This window comes from Marinobacter sp. MIT930201, from assembly GCF_047122665.1.
In the GTDB taxonomy this organism is placed as follows: Bacteria; Pseudomonadota; Gammaproteobacteria; order Pseudomonadales; family Oleiphilaceae; genus Marinobacter; species Marinobacter salarius.
This window is the reverse complement of the sequence record NZ_CP138916.1, coordinates 3,406,881-3,426,725: the sequence shown is the minus strand read 5'-3', so window position 1 is coordinate 3,426,725 and position 19,845 is coordinate 3,406,881. Positions and strand designations below refer to the sequence as shown.

General features: G+C 58.3%; 19 protein-coding genes. 10 read left to right on the top strand and 9 right to left on the bottom strand.

The features are described 5' to 3' along the window. Window positions 1-71 precede the first annotated feature (71 nt). Together serA and SIC19_RS15635 are read left to right on the top strand one after the other, a co-directional pair. Complete coding sequence (gene serA, locus SIC19_RS15640; protein ID WP_036209606.1) at window positions 72-1,301, top strand: phosphoglycerate dehydrogenase; 1,230 nt, start codon at window positions 72-74, stop codon at window positions 1,299-1,301. 199 nt (window positions 1,302-1,500) lie between these two features. After that, on the top strand, window positions 1,501-1,785 hold the full coding sequence (locus SIC19_RS15635) for a hypothetical protein (RefSeq protein ID WP_007154450.1): 285 nt from the start codon (window positions 1,501-1,503) through the stop codon (window positions 1,783-1,785). Between the two features lie 44 nt (window positions 1,786-1,829). Here the strand turns inward: SIC19_RS15635 and SIC19_RS15630 are convergent, their stop codons facing one another. The 3 genes from SIC19_RS15630 to SIC19_RS15620 all read right to left on the bottom strand — a co-directional run bounded on the left by SIC19_RS15630 (window position 1,830) and on the right by SIC19_RS15620 (window position 5,144). Beyond that, window positions 1,830-3,122 carry a S8 family peptidase gene (locus SIC19_RS15630; protein WP_198324912.1) on the bottom strand — a complete coding sequence of 431 codons (1,293 nt, stop codon included), beginning with the start codon at window positions 3,120-3,122 and terminating at the stop codon, window positions 1,830-1,832. Between the two features lie 282 nt (window positions 3,123-3,404). Then, window positions 3,405-4,061 carry an OmpA family protein gene (locus SIC19_RS15625; RefSeq protein WP_036210301.1) on the bottom strand — a complete coding sequence of 219 codons (657 nt, stop codon included), beginning with the start codon at window positions 4,059-4,061 and terminating at the stop codon, window positions 3,405-3,407. Window positions 4,062-4,124: 63 nt separating this feature from the next. Continuing rightward, a complete protein-coding gene (locus SIC19_RS15620; protein WP_036209603.1) occupies window positions 4,125-5,144 on the bottom strand; it encodes an alpha/beta hydrolase in 1,020 nt (339 codons plus the stop codon). Between the two features lie 98 nt (window positions 5,145-5,242). Here SIC19_RS15620 and SIC19_RS15615 point away from each other — a divergent pair, with 98 nt between their 5' ends. Then, complete coding sequence (locus tag SIC19_RS15615; protein ID WP_075197069.1) at window positions 5,243-6,136, top strand: alpha/beta hydrolase; 894 nt, start codon at window positions 5,243-5,245, stop codon at window positions 6,134-6,136. On the opposite strand, the gene SIC19_RS15610 is transcribed toward SIC19_RS15615, so the two are convergent. From SIC19_RS15610 to SIC19_RS15595, 4 genes are read right to left on the bottom strand one after another with little or no spacing between them, the layout of a single operon-like run. Continuing rightward, window positions 6,111-6,401 (bottom strand): GIY-YIG nuclease family protein, encoded by a 291-nt coding sequence (locus SIC19_RS15610; protein ID WP_036209599.1) that lies wholly within the window; start codon window positions 6,399-6,401, stop codon window positions 6,111-6,113. The two genes, SIC19_RS15615 and SIC19_RS15610, sit on opposite strands and share 26 nt — an antisense overlap. Next, window positions 6,398-7,303, bottom strand: a complete 906-nt coding sequence (locus SIC19_RS15605) for a DMT family transporter (protein ID WP_036209597.1) — start codon at window positions 7,301-7,303, stop codon at window positions 6,398-6,400. The genes SIC19_RS15610 and SIC19_RS15605 overlap by 4 nt, the downstream gene beginning before the upstream one ends. Further along, on the bottom strand, window positions 7,296-8,681 hold the full coding sequence (locus SIC19_RS15600; RefSeq protein ID WP_075197068.1) for a sigma-54-dependent transcriptional regulator: 1,386 nt from the start codon (window positions 8,679-8,681) through the stop codon (window positions 7,296-7,298). The genes SIC19_RS15605 and SIC19_RS15600 overlap by 8 nt, the downstream gene beginning before the upstream one ends. Next, entirely contained in the window at window positions 8,671-10,173 is a 1,503-nt protein-coding gene (locus SIC19_RS15595) for an ATP-binding protein (RefSeq protein ID WP_226909943.1), read from the bottom strand. Before SIC19_RS15595 ends, SIC19_RS15600 begins: the two co-directional genes overlap by 11 nt. 241 nt (window positions 10,174-10,414) lie before the next feature. Here SIC19_RS15595 and SIC19_RS15590 point away from each other — a divergent pair, with 241 nt between their 5' ends. Then, window positions 10,415-10,813: a DUF4168 domain-containing protein gene (locus SIC19_RS15590; RefSeq protein ID WP_036209594.1), complete on the top strand. Its 399-nt coding sequence runs from the start codon at window positions 10,415-10,417 to the stop codon at window positions 10,811-10,813. A gap of 141 nt (window positions 10,814-10,954) precedes the next feature. After that, complete coding sequence (gene dctP / locus SIC19_RS15585; RefSeq protein WP_127401736.1) at window positions 10,955-12,046, top strand: TRAP transporter substrate-binding protein DctP; 1,092 nt, start codon at window positions 10,955-10,957, stop codon at window positions 12,044-12,046. A gap of 2 nt (window positions 12,047-12,048) precedes the next feature. Here dctP and SIC19_RS15580 read toward each other — a convergent pair whose 3' ends face one another. Next, a complete protein-coding gene (locus SIC19_RS15580; protein ID WP_127401737.1) occupies window positions 12,049-12,891 on the bottom strand; it encodes a 23S rRNA (adenine(2030)-N(6))-methyltransferase RlmJ in 843 nt (280 codons plus the stop codon). Between the two features lie 187 nt (window positions 12,892-13,078). Here SIC19_RS15580 and SIC19_RS15575 point away from each other — a divergent pair, with 187 nt between their 5' ends. The 5 genes from SIC19_RS15575 (at window position 13,079) to SIC19_RS15555 (ending at window position 19,439) form a co-directional block, all read left to right on the top strand. Next, window positions 13,079-14,389 carry an imelysin family protein gene (locus SIC19_RS15575; RefSeq protein ID WP_075197065.1) on the top strand — a complete coding sequence of 437 codons (1,311 nt, stop codon included), beginning with the start codon at window positions 13,079-13,081 and terminating at the stop codon, window positions 14,387-14,389. A gap of 55 nt (window positions 14,390-14,444) precedes the next feature. Then, the gene (locus SIC19_RS15570) at window positions 14,445-15,863 is read left to right on the top strand and encodes a di-heme oxidoredictase family protein (RefSeq protein ID WP_075197064.1); all 1,419 of its coding nucleotides are present in this window, start codon (window positions 14,445-14,447) and stop codon (window positions 15,861-15,863) included. 9 nt (window positions 15,864-15,872) lie between these two features. Further along, complete coding sequence (locus SIC19_RS15565; protein ID WP_075197063.1) at window positions 15,873-16,916, top strand: imelysin family protein; 1,044 nt, start codon at window positions 15,873-15,875, stop codon at window positions 16,914-16,916. Further along, window positions 16,916-18,037, top strand: a complete 1,122-nt coding sequence (locus SIC19_RS15560; protein WP_075197062.1) for a DUF1513 domain-containing protein — start codon at window positions 16,916-16,918, stop codon at window positions 18,035-18,037. Before SIC19_RS15565 ends, SIC19_RS15560 begins: the two co-directional genes overlap by 1 nt. A gap of 85 nt (window positions 18,038-18,122) precedes the next feature. Continuing rightward, entirely contained in the window at window positions 18,123-19,439 is a 1,317-nt protein-coding gene (locus tag SIC19_RS15555) for an MFS transporter (RefSeq protein ID WP_075197061.1), read from the top strand. Here SIC19_RS15555 and SIC19_RS15550 read toward each other — a convergent pair. Next, window positions 19,433-19,804 (bottom strand): DUF4870 family protein, encoded by a 372-nt coding sequence (locus SIC19_RS15550; protein ID WP_075197060.1) that lies wholly within the window; start codon window positions 19,802-19,804, stop codon window positions 19,433-19,435. The two genes, SIC19_RS15555 and SIC19_RS15550, sit on opposite strands and share 7 nt — an antisense overlap. Window positions 19,805-19,845 lie beyond the last annotated feature (41 nt).

Below are 19,845 nucleotides of genomic sequence, written 5' to 3'. Positions count from 1 at the left end.
TCTGTGAGCCCGCCCGCCAACAGCGGTCCTCACGGGTCATTTCATGTGACGAAAGGTTCGGAAGCAAGCCCATGTCAAATACGTCTCTTGAAAAGAGCAAAATCCGCATCCTGCTGCTGGAAGGCGTGCACCAGTCCGCCATTGATACCCTGAACGCCGCAGGCTATACCAACATCGAATTCCTGACTCATTCACTGGCCGAAGACGAGCTGGTGGAGAAAATCGCCGACGCTCATTTCGTGGGTATCCGCTCACGCACCCAGCTGACCGAGAAGGTATTCGACGCTGCCCAGAAGCTGGTAGCGGTGGGCTGTTTCTGCATTGGCACCAACCAGGTTGACCTTCAGGCGGCCACCCGTCGCGGTATCGCTGTTTTCAACGCACCTTTCTCCAACACCCGCAGTGTGGCGGAGCTGGTTCTGGCCCAGGCGATTCTGTTGCTGCGCGGCGTACCTGAGAAAAACGCCAAGGCCCACCGTGGTGAATGGCTGAAGTCCGCCAAAGACAGCTACGAAATCCGTGGCAAGAAGCTCGGCATCATCGGTTATGGCAACATCGGCACCCAGTTCAGCGTGCTGGCCGAAGGCCTGGGCATGGACGTGTACTTCTACGACGTGGTGTCCAAACTGTCCATCGGCAATGCCACCCAGGTAGGCACCCTGCAGGAGCTGCTCAACACCTGCGATGTGATCAGCCTGCACGTTCCCGAAACGCCGTCCACCAAGTACATGTTCAAGGCCGAGCAGTTTGCCCAGATGAAGCCGGGCAGCATCCTGATGAACGCTTCCAGGGGTACCGTGGTAGACATTGACGCCCTGGCCGATGCCCTGGGCAGTGGCAAGCTCCTGGGCGCCGCCATTGATGTCTTCCCCGTTGAACCCAAGTCCAACAATGAAGAGTTCATCTCTCCACTGCGCGAGTTCGACAACGTGATCCTGACTCCGCACGTCGGTGGCTCCACAATTGAGGCACAGGAAAACATTGGCCGCGAAGTGGCAGAAAAGCTGGCCATGTACAGCGACAACGGCACGTCTGTCTCTTCCGTGAACTTCCCGGAAGTGGCCCTGCCCTCACATCCGAACCAGCACCGCCTGCTGCACATCCACGAAAACGTGCCGGGCGTGATGTCGGAAATCAACCAGGTGTTCTCGGAAAACGGCATCAACATCTGTGGCCAGTACCTGCAAACCAAGGAAGACATTGGTTACGTGGTGATCGACGTCGACAAGGAGTACGGCGAGTTGGCACTTGAGAAACTGCTGAAAGTCAAAGGCACCATCCGCTGCCGCGTGCTGTTCTGATCCAGACGGTGTTTCAGCACCACAAAGAAGCCGGGGCCAACAGGTCCCGGCTTTTTTATGGCCAAACAGGCCAACTCCCGCACATGACCTCTTATTAATCCTCTTTTAGGGCACTTGACCTTGAGATGTCATCAGATGCAGCCATGATGGAAGTGAAAGCTTTAACATTGCATCCAACATTCACTCCAAGGAGCATTCCATGTCACTGAAGGAGTCATTGCAGAAAAAACTGGAAACCCAGACCGAGTACTGGAGCAAACAGATCCAGAGCCTGCAGGCCGATGCTGAAGAAAGGATGGCAAAAGCCCAGGACGACCAGGCAGAGGCTGAAATCCAGAAAGATTTCTCCGAGCGCATTCAGGCGCTGGAAGAACACGTCGAAGAAGCACGCAAGAAGATTTCGGAAATCCGGGATTCAGGGGAAGACCAGTTGCGGGACCTGAAGGCAAGGATTGACGAGTGGCTTCCCGGCGGGAAGAACTAGGAAACGATAAATGGCCGGAACGGGATCGTTCCGGCCCTCAAGCATTACTGCGGCACTCTTAGCAGACGATTGGGAGAGCCCTCTTCAATACTCCCAAGTACATTTCTGGTCGCCAGCTCGTCCAGCCTGGTGCTGACCGATGCCGGTGACAGATCGGGTTCAGCCCCCAGGATCAGGGCAACGCTGCCCGCTACGTGTGGCGATGCCATAGAGGTCCCGCTGATGGTGTTTACTTCATCGTCCTCCTGGTACCAGGCCGCGGTGATGTCAGACCCCGGGGCAAACAGGTCCAGACATTCTCCGTGGTTGGAAAACGACGATCGTTGATCCTCGCGGGTAGTGCTTCCTACGGTTACCGCTGATGCAACCCGATTTGGAGAGCCGGAACAGGCGTCAGCATCGCTGTTACCGGCGGCCACGACGAACGTCACTCCCTGCTCTATCGCACCACGCACGGCATCGTCCAGAGCGTCTGAATTTCCTCCACCAAGGGACATATTGGCAACGGCCGGCGCCTGATGGTTCTCAGCCACCCAGTCAACACCTGCGATCACATCCGCGTTAGAACCGGCACCGGAGCAATCCAACACCCGCACGGCCGAGATGGATGCGTTCTTGGCAACGCCATAGACGGTGCCAGTTGCGGTACTGGCGACATGGGTCCCGTGACCATTGCAGTCTGTGGTGTCTTCCGGGTCAGTCTCGCCACCAATGTTGACGATCGGGCCGATCAACGGCAACCCACCCAACCCCAGCAAGCCCGTATCGTTCACCGCAAAGTTACGGCCTTCAATCACCCGTCCGGCAAACTCATCGTGGCTATCCCGCAGACCTGTGTCGATGATATAGACACTGACTCCGTTACCGGCAGAGGACGGGTAGCTATATTGCTCATCCAGGGGGAGCACCGGCTGATCGATCCTGTCCAGCCCCCAGGTGGCATCACCCTGCGTCACCGCATTTGCGGCAACAACCTGGTCGGGCTCAACTGCCAGCACGCCAGGCAGGGATGACAACAGTGCTGCCTGCGGCTCTGTCATCGTGACCGCCGCACCGGTCATCGCAGTTCGGTATACATGCAGAATATCACCACCACCTACGGCCACCAGAAGCGATTCGACGCTTGCCTGCAGGTCGGCAAGCCCCAGCATGTCAGGAATCGACGGGGCCAGTGTGAGGATATAGCGCCCCGGTATGCGATCTCCCGGCTGAAGCGCGGATTCGGAGGCTTCCGAAGTGCCCGTCAGGCCGACACCATCCGACAGTTCTGCGAAGGCCGGGGCGGCCAAGAGAACACTGAGGGTAAAACCAATTGTTTTTGTGATCGTTGTTGTCAAAGCAGATCTCCCATTTGCTCATTTTCCATGATTGAGGCTCACCGGGAACGGACAACATAGAGCCTTATGTTCCACCACGGGACATTCCCCTTCACCGTTCCATGCATTGAAGGGCGATTCAGGTCAGATGAGGCCAATTCGGCTCTCTTAAACAACCTTTAATGCACAAAGGCCGATGTTGACAATTGAAGCTGATGGCAGAATGGGGAAGGAGCAAAAAGGGAGGGAAGCGGCTCCGGACGCGGGCATGATCCGGAGTCGCTGATTCAGCCTGGGCTGATGTTACTGCATGGGAACCAGTGTCAGCTCGACGCGACGATTCTGTTCACGTCCGCTTTCAGTGTCGTTGGAGGCAATCGGGTAGCGCGGGCCATAACCTGTCGCACGGGTCCTCTTGGGTGCGATACCCTGATTCAAAAGGAAATCCCTGACTGACCCAGCGCGGCGCTCACTCAGCAACTGGTTGTAATCCCGCGAGCCAGTGCTATCGGTATGGCCTTCGATCTGAATGATGGTCTTGTCGAATTCCTTCAGTACCAGCGCCACGGATTCCAGCGTGTTGCTGAACGACGGCTTGATGGAGGACTGGTTGACGTCGAAGGTGATGTTGCCCGGCATGACCAGTTCAATTTCGTCACCATTGCGTACAACGCGAACACCGGAACCCTCGAGTTTGCGGCGCAACTGCGCTTCCTGCTTATCCATGTAATAACCGATACCACCACCAATGGCCGCACCGGATGCGGCACCAATCAGTGCGCCTTTGCCACGGTCACTGCTGCTGGAGGTTGCAGCGCCGACGGCGGCACCACCAATGGCCCCGATAATGCTGCCTTTCGTGGCGCTAGAGGTTTTTTCCTCACCGGTGTAAGGATCGTATGTCATACAGCCGCCAAGACCCACGGTGGCGACGGCAAAAGCTACAATCGTTTTCTTCACGGCATTCTCCAAAGTCTTTCCAAGGTATGACTGTTCGCGGCATGGTGCCGCCATTGGCTTTCCTTAACTGGCCTCAGACAGAGACCCGTCATGGTCGTTTTCAAACGTATCCACAATGGTATTGAATACGGTTGCCTGTAAATCCTGGGCTTCGTTTACTAGATGATGACGCCCATCCGGTATCCGGAGTTCCTCCACCGAGGAAAATTTATTGCGGATAATCCGCAGATTGTGCTGCCAGTCTACAGTCAGGTCCTTTTCCCCCTGCACCACGGTAATCGGAAAATCGACCGGGCGGGCGGACTCAATATGCGGTACCCACTGCCGTAATGCAGAAACCCAGTCCACATGTACGGCCCTGGCCTGGAGCGGATCGTAGTCCCTGAGGAACTTCAGGAAACGCGAGTTTCCACTGTTGGCCCCAAACGCCCGTCGCCATCGCGATATAAAGGGTTTTACCAGGCTGTGCAGAACTTTGGCACCCAGCCACCCCATCGGCCTGATCAACGGTGCCAGCAGTACCACCCTACGAAAATCCGAGGTTTCCCGGTCGTGATGGTTGGTCAGCAGGTAGTCAATCAGGATAGCCCCGCCCGTACTCTGCCCGACCGCATACCAGGGCGCCCGCACGTGACGCCTTACACTGGCCATGACATCCGTCAGCACGGCCTGATACTCGAGAAAACTACCAATCGCCGCTGGTGTGCCACTGGACAGCCCGTGCCCGGGCTGATCATAGGCGAGCACATCAAAGCCCGCACCCAGGCAACGGTCGATCAACTGGCTGTATAGCCCTACATGGTCAAAGTAGCCATGCAGGATAAACACCGTGCCCCGGGGCTTGCACTGATCCGGAAGGCGAAAATAGTGGACCATCACTTGGTGCCGGTCCGCCATCACATAACCCTGGCGATAGCTGACCTCCGGGTGCTCTACCCAGAGATCGAGGCCGTAGAACCGGCAGTAGGCCACCATATCCTCGCTGAGTTGTTCCTGGCTTTCAGGCTCGAAGGGCGACATTCGCTCAAGTAACGACGCCCTGTCCCAGTTCGGAATTTCTATGGTATCTGTTTTCCAGTACACGTAGAGTTAAACGCCTGTCATGAATGGGTATGAAAATAGCAGTGTGTCTGCACTAAGCTTGGTGCTTAGATTAGCACACCACAACCCCGGAGTTGCCGATGATACAAACCGCCCTGGAAGCCGGCCTGCGCCAGACCATGAACCAACTCGTTCGTCCCCTGCTGCATCCCGCGATTCCCGTTGCCCTGCAACGCCGGTTGATCAGCAAGGCCTACCTGACATCGATTCCGCCACGTGGCACCCGGTTTGAAGACATCCAGGCAGAAGGGCTTTCGATCACCCGGGCCTGTCACAGCGACAACCCTCACGGGGTCATACTGTATTTCCATGGCGGTGGTTACATCATAGGCTCGCCAAAAACACACAAGGGAATTACCGGCCACCTGTCGAAATTCAGTGGCGCGATGGTGGTTACTCCCGACTACCGATTGGCACCGGAGAACCCCTTCCCCGCGGCACTGGACGATGCTGAAATGGTTTACCGCGCCTTGCTGGACGAAGGGCATCCGCCTGCAACCCTATGCCTCGCGGGCGACTCAGCCGGCGGCGGACTCGCCGTAGCCCTGGCCATGCGCCTACGCGACAAAGGCCTGCCCTTGCCCTCGTCGCTGATGGTGCTGTCGCCCTGGACTGATCTTTCCCACCAGCACCTTTACGCGCCTGAATGCGAGCCGGTTCTACAGAAGCCGTGGATCGACAAGTCCGCGCGCCTGTACTGCGGCAACACACCACCGTCCGAGCCTCTCGTTTCACCCGTATTTGGCGACCTTTCCGGCCTTCCGCCGTTGCTGATACAGGTGGGCAGCCAGGAAATCCTGCTGAATGATGCCCGGCGCCTGGCGAACGCGGCCAGCCGTGACAGTGTCGATACACGCCTGGAAATCTATAACGGGCTCTGGCACGTTTTCCAGGTCCACGCGGGGCAACTGGACCGCGCCACCGAGGCCCTGCAAACAGCTGGCGCGTTTATACGCCAGCATCTGTCGAGTTGACCGGGAGGACAACCTCCCCACGAATCAGCGCTTCCTTCTGCTTGCGCGGCCATTGTTTGATCTGCCACTCAAGTTTCGACGCCGTCGCCCTGTCTGTCGTCTCGGCAGAAAATGCGAGCTCAAGGGGCCCTTTGCCCCGCAGGCTACGGGCCCCTTTTGGTGCACCGGCCTGGTGTTCGGCAAAGCGCCGCGCCACATCGGTTGTGATCCCCGTGTAAAGAGCCCCTTTGGCGGTCCGTACCATGTAGATGAACCACTGGCTCATACCGATGAAGCCCTCGCCATTGTCTCCCGGGTTTTACGTTGCTGAATCCACAGCCCCGCAACGATCAACACCAGGCCAACGTATGTGGATGGCAGAATGATCTCGCCAAGAATGAAATAGATGAACACCAGCGACAGGAACGGTGAGATAAAGATGAGGTTACTCACCCTGGCGGTATTTTCCGCCTTCTTCATGGCGTAGGACCAGAGCACAAAGGCAATTCCCATTTCGAACACACCCACGTAGGTGGCCGCCAACAGGCCTGTTGTGGGGTTGAAATCGAAACCATCCGTCACCCCGCAAATCACCACGATCACCGGAAGACCGCAGAGAAAATTCAGGAACAGACCGACCACCGGATCCCGGGTATCCCGAGTCGCGATAATCCAGTAGGACGCCCAGACCAGGGTGCTGCCGATGGCCAGGCCCACACCAAGAGGGTCGGAGAACGTTAACGACAACACATCGCCACGGGTTGCGATAACGACGACCCCGCTGTAGCAAATCAATCCGGCGATGATATCGGCACGCCGCAGTCGCTGTCCCAGGAAGGGCACCGACAGGTAGGCCAGCACCAGCGCCCAGGTGTAGTTCAGGGGTTGCGCCTCCTGGGCAGGCAGCCGGTCGAACGCACCAAACAGCAGGAAGTAGTACAGGCAGGGATTGATAAGCCCCATACCGAAAGACTGCAGATATTGGCGGCGCGACAGTTCAAAGACCAGGTGCCACCGTCGTTGTGCGACCAGAATAAGCGCCATCACTATTACCGACGCGGAACAGGCGACCACCAGCATCTGGACCGGGGTCAATTCCCGCAATGACAACTTGAACGCAGTGGCCACTGTTGACCAGAGCAATACCGTTCCAAGGCCGTAAAGCATTGCCTGTTTCTGGTTAGTCATGAGCAGTGTCCTTTTCCGCATCAAGCCAGCGATAGAGCGTACGCCGGTTTACCCCGAGTATCTGGGCCGCACGGCGTTTATTGCCTTCCACCGCATCAATAACACGCACAACATAGTCCTGCTGGACCTGCTCCAACGTGGGCCAATCCGCCAGGTTTCCTGATGGCAGCACCGGCCGGCCCTCAGCAGACTCTGTCTGGCGCTTGCGGATACGGGCCGGCAGATGTTCCGGCAACACCACATCACCGTCGCAAAAGGTCACGGCCCGTTCAATCGCGCTGGCCAGTTCCCGGACATTGCCGGGAAACGGATAATCCGCCAACATTCGCGCAGCCACTTCGCCCAGCTGCAGGAATCCGCGCTGGTGACGCCGGGCGGAATCCCGCAGGAAATGCATGGCAAGCAGATCCACATCGTCATCCCGCTCCCTTAATGGCGGCACCATCAAGGTCAGGGTTTCCAGGCGATAGTAAAGGTCCTCGCGGAAGCCACCCTGTTCCACGGCCCTGACCAGGTCCTGATGGGTAGCCGCAATAACACGCACATTGACGGCCTCTTCGTGGTCAGAACCCACCGGCTTAATCGTGCCTTCCTGCAGCACACGCAACAATTTCGCCTGAAGAGCGAGCGGCATCTCGCCAATTTCGTCCAGCAGCAGCGTGCCTCCATCCGCTTCGGCAAATAGCCCCCTACGGGCGGATTTTGCGCCGGTAAAAGCACCGGCTTCGTGGCCGAAAAACTCGCTTTCCATCAGCTCATGGGGTATGCCCGCGCAATTGACTGGTATAAACGGTCCTTGCCGGCGCTCGCTCTCGTCGTGAATGGCCCTGGCGACCAGTTCCTTGCCGGTGCCGCTCTCGCCACTGACCAGGACGGCCGCCTGGCTACGGGCCACCTGTCGTATTTCGTTCCTCAAACGCCCCATCGCCCGGCTCTCGCCCACCAGCCCCAGCGCACTGTCGCTTTCACTCTGGGATTTGTAACGTGCGAGTTCACTGGTCACCGCCGCATGGGCCAGCAGGCGCTTGATCTTCAAGCGAAGATGGTCGGTGGACAGTGGTTTGGTGAGAAAGTCATCGGCACCGGCCTTAAGCGCCTCTACCGCCTGGTCAACCGTGCCGAAGGCTGTGATGATGATAAAGGGAACCGAATGGCCTTCCGCCTGCAGTTTCCGTAATATTGCCAGGCCGTCGCCGTCTGGCAATCGAAGGTCCGACACAATCAGGTCCGGGCGCCATTCCCGCAACCCATTGCAGCCTTCCTCAACGGTTGCAGCACTGCGTACCGCATAACCATCCACCTCAAGCTCCTCTGACAGAAGCGTCCGCAAACTGGCGTCGTCTTCCACCAGCATGATCAAAGCGGGCCTAGCTTTCATGATGGGCCTCCGTCGAGTCCACTCGTTTCTCATACACTGGCCAGAACGTTGACATCCGGCACCCGCCGTTCGCGTTCGTGCCAACCTCAATCCGACCACCATGTTCCTTGATTACACTGCCGACCACCGCAAGCCCCAGACCGGTTCCCTCACCCGCCGCACGAGTACTGAAAAAAGGCTCGAAAATCCGCTCCCGCAGCGAATCATCGATACCCGGGCCATCATCATCCACCCGCAACTCCCAGTATCCGTCGAGGGGAATAACAGACACGATCACCCGCGAGCGAGCCGCTTGGCACGCGTTGCGGACCAGGTTCAGGCAGGCCATTTCGAGACGGGTTGGCTCGGCCAGAACGCCGGCGCTGGCCTCCGGAATATCGGTACAGATCTCAACGCCATGGCACTTGGGCTCGTCGCATACCCGCGCGGTCAGATCGCGAGCCGTCGCCGCCAGGTCGGTTTCCCGGCGGGAGTCCGGCACATGGCGAAAACAATCGAGCAACTGCTGGATAATCAATGTCATCCGCTCGACCTGATGTTCGATATCCTTCAGGTGTCGTCGGTCGCTATCTGCCAGGTCGCCCCGCCCAAGGATATTGGCGCGACCCTGGATGACATTCAGCGGCGCACCCAGCTCATGGGCAACGCCACCGGCAACCCGCCCGATCATGGCGACCTTTTCCTGATACTTCAGCTTCTCTGACAGTTCCCGCTCGCGTTCAACGCTCTCCCGGATTTCATTTTCCGCAACCGCCATACGGGCGCCCATGTCTTGCAACCCCTCGTGGATCTGTCTCAGCTCCCTCGGCCCCGCGGGAGGTCCATCAATCTGCCAGCGGCCGGGGGCCATCCGCTCCATCAATTCCAACAGCCGGCTGACATGGCGACCGACGGCACCATAGTGCCCCAGAACAACCACCAGAATGACCATCAACGACACCACCGACCAGATACTGACGGCCCAGATTCGGCTTGATGCCACCAACTCATGGAAATCGCTACGCTTTCGGGTTACCTGAAGCAACCCCTGAATTCGACCGTCCGGGGCAACCAGCGGCGTGAATTGTGAGAAGACTGACACCCCGTCGACCCTACGAAACGCTCCGTCCAGCTTGCCACTGGCTATCGCGCGTTCGGCACTGTCGCTCCGCGTAACATCACTGTCCGCCACACCGAGGCTGGCGATCTGCTGCCCGTCTTCATCAAACACTGAGGCACCAAACACCCGGCCGATGCGGAAGATGGATTTCAGCGACTCCCCCAGAACAATTTCATCGCCATCGGACATGGCCTGGGACAATGGACCACTGACCGCCCGGGCCACAAGCTCCAGATCTTCCCGCAAACGGTCATTCAGATTACGCTCGACCGCACCGAGCCCCACATAAATGGCGACGCCGCTGAATACCATCAACGGTACAACCATGCTCAGCACCAAGGTCAGGCGCAGCGAGCGAAACATGTCCCGCGCTCTTGATACAGGCGTTTTCATAACGTGCTCCGACAAAGTGTCACACAGGTATGCCACATGTGACATTTAGCCACAACGCACATTACGCAAAGGTAACGCTCATACATATCCAAATCACTGTTTTTTCTAGCTTTTCATAAAAATAAAAAGCTGGCACAGAGCTTGATTAAGCAACACCAACGTTCGAGGAATCGCATTCCTTTCAACGTCAGACTGCATTCGATGACACCGTGCAGTCCCTTCAACGCAAAAGGAGAACGCCATGAATAAACTTCTCATTTCACTGACCGCATCCCTGGCACTGCTGGCAGCAGGCCCCGTACTGGCACAAGAAAACCAGCAAAGTCCAGAAGCCACCAATCCCAACGGCGGATACAGTGATCCCGCCTCCGCCGGCACCCAGAAAACCAACTTTACCGACGCGGAACTGAAGCAGTTCGTTGAGGCCCAGGAAGGTATCAACAATATCCGTGATGAATACATGGAAAAAATCGAAGCGGCTGATTCCCAGAAAAAGGCCCAGGAACTGCAGATGGAAGCCAACGATGAAATGGTCACAGTGATTGAGGATTCCGGCATGGATATCCCCACCTACAATTCCATCGCCACCGCTTACAACAGTGAACCTCAGGTTCGGAATCGCGTTGATGCACTGATGTAAGCGGCTTCCCCACATTGGTTGCTTCAGGCCCTGCTATTGCAGGGCCTTTTTGATTCTGCAAACGAGGTCGCGATGGCCATAATCAACGTTGATTGTGGTATCTTGTCGGCATGATTTTGTAGAGACCAATGGAGACAAACCATGCGAAGATTCTGCCGCGGGCTAACCCCATTGCTCTTGACGGTTATGCTTGTCCTGGCAGGATGTTCAGACAGCCCCGCACCGGTGTCCAGCGGTGACAATGATGAGAAGCCATCCTATCCCGTTACCTGGCGCTTTGCCCTTGAGGAAATTGAAGGCAGCGTCCAACACCGTTATGCCCTTGAATTCAAGGACCGTATCGAGCGTATCTCTGATGGCAACATCCTCGTTGATGTTTTTCCCTATGGCTCTATTGGCACGTCACTCCAACTGACGGATCTCGCCCGGGAAGGCTCCGTCCATCTCGCTTTCGCCTCCCCCGGCCACCTGGCCAACGTTATTCCCGAGGTGGGCGTGTTCACCCTCCATTATCTGTTGTCTGATGACGAAGAGGTGAATCGTGGCGTCCTTGCCAGCGATGATTTGAAGCAACTGTTCCACGAGCCTTACGAGGAGCAGGGCCTCAAGCTTCATGGTTTCGTACCTGAGGGTTGGATGGTCTGGACCGCCAACAAGCCCTTGCGGAGCCCCGCGGACTTCGACGGACTCACTATCCGCACCATGACGTCGGACATCGCTGAAGAGACCTATAAAACCTATGGCGCGACAACCAGCCAGGTTCCTTTTTCGCAGGTCTACAGCGACCTTCAGTTACGCCGCATTGACGGGCAGGCCAACCCTGTTTTCGCCATTGAAGAGATGGGATTCTATGAAGTCCAGGGTGTGATGACGTTTGCCAGACCTGCCCAATTTGTCACCTCCGTGGTTTCCAATACGTCGTGGTTTGACGCCCTCCCCGAAGACCAGAAACTCTGGCTGGAAGATGCTATGGATGAGATCGCACCGCTGGCTTACGAGGTACAGACTGAACTCAATGCAAGCCGTCTCGATACCATCAAGAAAAACAGCAACATCCGTGTGGTTGAATTGACCGAGGAGGAGCGGGACCGCTTCCGTGAGGCCAGCCGGCCGGCCCGCAAGGCCTATATACGTATGGCTGGTGAGCGTGGAGCAGCCATCCTGGACCAACTCCTGACAATGGTCAGCACAACAGAGTCCGCAATACCAGCAACGGATACGACCGCCCAATAGCGCTATTCAGGCACCAGCCAGCTGCTGTTCGATGACAGGCCCAGACAGCGATCACCGGAAACCGTATCCATCATCTCCGCAAGCCGGGTGTCGAATCCCCAGGGCGGGTTCACCACCAGCACTCCGGACCCGGACATTCCACGTTGCGGGGCCCGGTTGAGTGCAACTTCGCTGCACAACACCTTGCGCACGGGCCCATCAGACACCGCATCCTTTAATCGCTTGTGGGGGAAACCCGCCAGAATCGGATACCAGATCAGATACACGCCATGACGGCATTTCTGCCACGCTCGCGCCAAGGTGTTCGCCACTTCTTCATAGTCGCTTTTGATCTCGTATGAAGGGTCCGTCAGCACCAGCAACCTTGGTTGCCTGGGCGGCAGATGGCGAAGCAACCCCTTTAATCCATCCTCCTGAAAGACCTTGACCCGGGAATGCCCGGCAGCCCACTGCCCCAGGGTTTCGCCTTCGGCGGGGTGCAACTCGAAGGCGGTCAGAGTGTCCTGCTCCCGCAGGTAACGGAGGAACCAGCGCGGCGACCCCGGATAGCTCGCCAATTGCCCGTCCTTCCCCTCCCCCGCGGCCAACCCGGCCAGGACGGCCTGCCAGTCGTCGGAATGCAGCTCGGCTCGAAGTGGCCAGACCTTCTGGATCCCTGCAGCGGCTTCACCGGTTTTAAGCGCCCTTTCTCCCGCAAGATCGTAGCTGGCACTGCCGGCATGAGTATCGAAGCAGGCGATAGCAGACGATTTGGCCTGCATCATCCTGACCGCGAGCGTTAAGGCAGCGTGCTTGTGAACATCGGCAAAATTACCGGCATGAAACGCGTGGAGGTAACTCAGCATTACAGACTCCTGACGAAAGGGGCACCATTAGGCTACAGCAGGAGCAGAGTTGGCAAACATTTCTAACTATCTCCAGCCAAGTCAACAAAATTGAAAATCATTCTCACATTCGTTGCAACCGCCCACCCGCTCTCTATAATGCGAATAACAATACGTTTTATTTAATTAACAGCGAAAGGACATCGAAATGGCCCTGCTCTCAAACGCATCAAGCATTCCCCTGGCGTTCGCTATCTCCGCGACGCTACTGACGGCCTGCAGTAGCGGCGACGAAACCGCATCCACATCCTCGGCAGCAGAAGCCATCAGCAAATCCGATGTCGTGGAACACTACGCCGACCTGGCCCATGCAAACTTTGAAGACGCACTGACCGCCGCACAGTCCCTCGACAGCACAATAGACACCTTCCTGGAAAGCCCGACCGAAGAAAATCTGCAAAAGGCAAAACAGGCCTGGCTGGCTTCCCGGGCGCCCTATCAGCAGACTGAGGTGTTCCGCTTTGGTAACGCCGTGGTTGATGACTGGGAAGGGCAACTGAATGCCTGGCCGCTGGACGAAGGCCTGATCGATTACGTAAAGGAAGACGGCTACCAGTACGAATTGGGCAACGAGGGCGCTACTGCAAACATTGTTGCCAGCACGGAAATCAATATTGGTGGCACGACGGTCGACGCTTCCAGCCTGACACCAGACCTGCTGGCGGAGCTGAACGAAATCGGAGGCTCGGAGGCCAACGTGGCCACCGGATACCATGCCATTGAATTCCTGCTGTGGGGCCAGGACCTGCACGGCTTCGATCGCGGCGCCGGACAGCGTCCTGCGACGGACTACGCCCAGGGCGAGGAGTGCACCCATGGCAATTGCGACCGCCGCGCCGCCTACCTGGATGCCGCGACCGATCTGTTGATCACCGATCTCGAATGGATGGTTGCACAATGGGCACCCGGCCAGGAAGACAACTACCGCTCCCAGCTGCTCGCCGAAGCACCGGACGCCGCCATCCAGAAAATGTTCTTCGGCATGGGCTCCCTGTCTCTGGGTGAGCTTGCCGGTGAGCGCATGAAAGTCGCCCTGGAAGCCAATTCCTACGAGGATGAGCACGACTGCTTCAGCGACAACACCCACAACTCCCATTACTACAACGGCCAGGGCGTGGCCAACATCTACTCCGGCAGCTACACCCGGATTGACGGTTCTGAACTGACCGGTCCTTCCCTGTCCGATCTGGTTGCCGAGCTCAACCCGGAACTGAACGAGACACTGAGCCAGCAGTTCGAAGAGTCGATGAGGGCGCTGCAAACCATGAAATCCAGTGCCGAAGCCGAGTCAGAGCCGATGAAATTCGATATGATGATCGCGCCAGGCAATGAGAAAGGCGCGGAGATCGTAAACGGCGCGATTATGGCGCTGGTGGCACAAACCGGTTCCATTGAACAGGCCGCCCGCGAACTGGGCATCGACTCGCTCAAGCCTGATGACGCCGGCCATACCTTCTAGCTTACCCACTAACTGGCTGACCCACTAAAAAGTAACGACATGTTGTAGAGAAACCATGCGCCAACGCCCCCTGCTACTGCTGACCTTGTTTTCGGGAGTGGCCGTAGCAGCGGCCTTCGCCATGGCTGCCGCCCAGGAACCTTATCCGATCCAGGCGACGGTCAAGACGGGGGGCGAAGGCACAGTGGATCAGTTCGATCACAATGCCTATTCCCTGCCCCAGGCTAACCTGTCCATGACCAGGCGCCTGGATTTCAGTGTCGGCAACAGTTTCTTCCGCAACCCCTGGGTCGAAGCCCCTGCCAGCACGGATGCCCGCGACGGACTGGGGCCACTGTTCAACACCAACTCCTGCCAGGGCTGTCACATAAAGGATGGCCGTGGACATCCTCCCGGCGCTGACGACAAACCTATATCGCTGTTCCTCCGCCTCGCCGTGCCAGCCGATCCCGAGCAGGATGCGGATATCCTGAAGACCCACGGATTCAAACCGGCCCCCGTGTACGGCAGCCAGTTGCAAACCGCCGCCCTGCCGGCCGCCAAACCTGAAGCCGATCTGGTGATCGACTGGGAATCGGTGACAGAGACGCTGTCGGACGGCACCGAAATAGAACTACGAAAACCGGTCTACCGGATCGAGAACCCTAACTATGGCCCACTCCCGGAAGACCTGTTGGTGTCTCCGCGGGTGGCTCCGCAGATGATCGGCATGGGTCTGCTGGAAGCCATACCGCTTGAAGACCTGCAAGCACTGGCGGATCCGGAGGATACGGACAACGACGGCCTCTCCGGCAAACTCAATCAAGTCTGGGACCTGGACAGCCAGCAAACCGTGCCGGGTCGATTCGGCTGGAAAGCTGCCGAACCAAACGTTCATCAGCAAAGCATGGGGGCGTTTGCTGGAGACATGGGGCTGACGTCCACCCTCAAACCGGCAACCGATTGTACGCCCGAGCAGAACTGTGGGCGCTTCGCCAACGGCGGCAGCCCCGAAGTGAGCGACAAGGTGAGCAACTTCGTGACCTTCTATGCCAAAAGCCTGGCAGTACCGGCACGCCGTGACCTGGACAATGTGTCCGTTCAACAAGGTGCGGAACTGTTCAATGAAACCGGCTGCGCCGGCTGTCATACACCAAGGCACACTACCGGCATCGCCCCGGACCGCCCGGACCTCAGCAACCAGACCATATGGCCCTATACCGATCTGCTCCTGCATGACATGGGTCCGGCGCTTGCCGATGGTCGGGATGAATTCCTGGCCAACGGCAACGAATGGCGGACACCCCCGCTCTGGGGAATCGGCCTGGCTCAACGGGTCAATCCGCAGTCCGGGTTCCTCCACGACGGGCGGGCGCGAACACTCGAAGAAGCCGTGCTCTGGCACGGGGGCGAGGCCGGGCCGGCAGCTGAACGTTACCGTCAGATGCCCGTCGAAGACCGGGAGGCACTCCTGGATTTCCTGAACTCTCTCTGAGGACACGCCATGCGACCATTAACGAAAGCCGTGGGTATTGCCGCGCTGATACTGGTTCCAATTGCTGGGATGGCTGCCAGCCAGACTGAAACGAACAGCAACGCGACACAACAATGGCACCAGGGAATTCTCGCAGGTTACCAGTCTCTGGCGGCCGAAGCGGGCGACTTGTCCGTTGCGGCTGTCGACTACTGCAGCGCGCCGGAACAGGCGGCACGCGATACCCTTGAGCAAGCCTGGCTGGACACCTTCCTGGCGTGGCAGCTTGTCCGTTTTGTGGATTTTGGCCCGGTGGAGAACGACAACCTTGCCTGGCAGTTCCAGTTCTGGCCCGACCCGAAAAACCTCATTGCCCGCAAAGCCAGCTACCTGCTGAACTCGGAAGACCCGATATCGGGTGAGGTCATCGCCGAGTCCGGCGTGGCCGTACAGGGTTTTCCCATGCTGGAGTACCTGTTGTACGACGAACCATTGAACGCCAGCGACAATGCCCTACCCGCGGAAAAGACCTGCGGCCTGCTGAGAGCGGTTGCCGGCCACATCGAAACCAATAGCCAGCAACTCCGTGATCAATGGCAGACGTTCCGCAAGGATTACCTGGCCACGGAACAATACCGCGACACCACCATCCGGGCCGGCATGGCGGCCCTGGAGATTCTGGAGGATCGCCGGCTTGCCCAGCCAATGGGGCTCCGTGGGAATGGCAAACGTTCTGTCTACGCCGCCGATGCCTGGCGTAGCGGCCGTAGCCTGAAGACCATGGAAGCAACCATCCATGGCCTGGAGCAGTCTTTCCTGCCGGGCCTGACACAGCTGCTAAAGGAAAGCGAACAACCGCAACTGGGTCCACGAATTGAAAACCAGTTCAAGGACGTTCTGGAGCACTTCCCGGAACTCCATCGCCCCATGACTGAGCTGCTTTCCAATGACGATGCCTTTTCCCTGCTCCAGGGCTTCTACGTTGACGTTTCCCAGTTAACCACTCTGATCAATGACCAGGCAGCGGTTGAACTCGGCGTCATTCGCGGCTTCAATTCCAGCGACGGCGACTGATGAGCAGCAACAGGCAACCCGGAGGTGCACTTATCAACCGCAGACAACTACTGAAAGCGGGGATGGCCGGAGGACTGGCAGCCACCCTGTCCGGCTGCAGTCTGCTGCCTCGAAAAGCGGATTACGCGCCAGATCAGTACGTCGGCGCCGTGGGACTGCCCGGGGGTAAGTTCGGCATTAGTGCCATCAACCGCAAAGGTCACCTCATATGGGAGTCACCGGTCGACACCCGTTGCCACAGCGGATGTGCACGCCCGGATGGCTCTCAGGTCATCTTCTTCGAACGCCGGCCCGGCTGGGCGTTTTACGGGTTCGACGCCCACAGCGGCAACAGGACACATCGCGTCAAAGCCGCTTCCGGGGAACACTTTGTCGGTCACGGAGTGTTCTCCCCCGACGGCCGCTGGCTCTATGTCACCGCCAGCCGCTACGAGCCGGGGCAAGGCATTATTGCCGTCTATGACGCGGAGCAGAATTATCAGCGGGTCGATACCTTTGAGCTTCAGGGCATTGGCCCCCATGAGCTGACACTGCATCCAGATGGGGAAACCCTGGTGATTGGCCTGGGCGGCATACTGACCCACCCGGACTACGATCGCCTCAAGCTGAACCTCGACACCATGGAACCCGCGCTGATCCTGATGAACCGCCGCAGCGGTCGGATTATTGGGCGGTTCAACCCTGCCCATCACCAGCAAAGCGCCCGTCATGTCAGTACCGGTTCGAACGGCCGGGTGTACGTTGCCTACCAGTACCAGGGGCCCCTTCACGAGTCCCCCGCCCTCATCGCGCGGCTGGAAGGCGGTGAGCTTCAGGAAATCCGATTCGAAGAGGATACCCAGGCAGCACTGGCCAACTACATCGCCAGCGTTGTTGCCCATCCCGAGAACGACCTTGTCGCTGCCGCGTCGCCAGTGGGCGGCACCGCCGTGGTGTTCAATGGCATCACTGGCGAACTGCTGGCCAGGGCGTCCATACCCGACTGCGCTGGCGTCCAGGCTTTGGCAGGAGGCGATTTCCTGATCTCCTCCGGACGCGGAAAACTGGTGCGCCTGGGGCAGGACAATCAGTCACGGCAAATCGCCGATCTGCCGGTCCAGTGGGACCACCACCTGGTCTGAATCACCCGCAACGCGGCCCTCCTGCCTTAAGGCAACTCGCCTTAGCTGGTATCCTTATGAGCCATTTGTTCAGGAGGACGGCAACTTGCCCGCCAGAAACAAGGACACCCTCGACCAGGTTTACAGCCTGATTGCCAACGAAGAAGACGCCCGGGTCTGCACGGACATCCCCGATGAAGCCTGCCGGGAGGTGCCACGCAACTTCTTCCTGATCCTCGGCAGCAATGTGCTGACCAAACTTGGTGACTTGCTGATCAGCCCCAAGACCGTGCTGGCCTGGCTTTTGAGCGCTATCGGAGCGCCTGCCCTGGTGGCCTGGCTGGTTCCGATCCGGGAGTCCGGCTCAATGATTCCGCAAATGGTGATCGGTGCCTGGGTCCGGCGCAAGCCTGTACGCAAATGGTTCTGGACCCTGGGAAGCTTTGGCCAGGCGGCCAGTGTTCTGGGCATGGCGGCGAGCGTCTGGTTCCTGGAGGGCTACGCCGCGGGCGCCGGCGTGGTGGGCGCATTGGTGCTGTTTTCCCTGGCCCGGGGGTTCTGCTCGGTGTCCATGAAGGACGTGCAGGGGAAATGCATCCCGAAGAAACGCCGAGGGCGGCTGTCTGGCCTGGCCTCCACCATCGGTGGGACCGCAACAGTCATCCTCACCGCCTTGCTGTTCTGGAACCGGGGTGACCCTGGCGTACTTTTCTACACCCTCCTGCTCCTGTTGGCTGCCTGCCTCTGGGTTATTGCCGGCTTTCTATTCGCCTCTGTTGATGAATACGAGGGCGAAACCGGCGGTGGCGGCAATGCGCTTGGGGACGCGTTCAAAAGCCTGTCCCTTCTCAGGGATGACGTGCCCTTCCGGCACTTCGTGATTACCCGCGCCCTGCTGTTGTGCTCAGCGCTGGCGTCGCCTTACTTTGTCGTGCTCGCCCAGAAAAACTCTGATACCGGGTGGCTTCTGGGCGTCTTTCTGCTGGCGAGCAGCCTCGCCAGTTCCATCAGCGCCAGCGTGTGGGGTTGGATGGCGGACGAGTCCAGCCGGCGGGTAATGATTCGCGGTGCCATTGTCGCCAGTGGCGCTTGCCTGACGGTGGGCCTGACCGCTTTGTTTGCCGGCGAAGCAACCTCCAGCATCTGGTTCTATCCCGCCGGGTTCTTCGTGCTGAGCATTGCGCATGCGGGGGTTCGACTGGGACGTAAAACGTATCTGGTCGATATGGCAGGCGGCAACAAACGCACCGACTATACCTCCGTGAGCAATACCGTTATTGGGGTGCTGTTACTGGCAACGGGCGGGCTGACAGCGCTGGTATCGATGATATCCGACGTGGCGGTGATACTGACGCTGGGCGCCATGGGGCTGGCCGGCGCCATCAGCGCCACCCGGTTAAGGGAAGTGACCGAGGATCAGTGAGGTTCCGGTGGCTTCCCGTCGTTCAACGCCAGGGCGCCTTTCACAATGCGGTAGATGATCCAGATGGAGATGCCCAGTAACACAAACCAGCCAATGATCAGTGGCGTCGTCACGATGCCAATCACCGTCCATAACAGCCCGATCCAGAAGGTTCGTATCTGCCAACGGAAATGAGGCTCTATCCAGGTGCTCTTTACGTCATCGAGCTTGACGTAATTGATGATCACACCCACCAGGCCGGTAATGCCACCGACAAAGAACGACAGCGCCTGCAGGATATAAACCAGCACCGCCAGGTTGCGGCCTGGCTCTTCACGTCGTGCTATGGGGTCTGCATTGGCGGGGATGTATTCGTGCTCGGACAAGTCACTCTCCTCTGGCTCCACACCCGCAGTGTATCACAGCA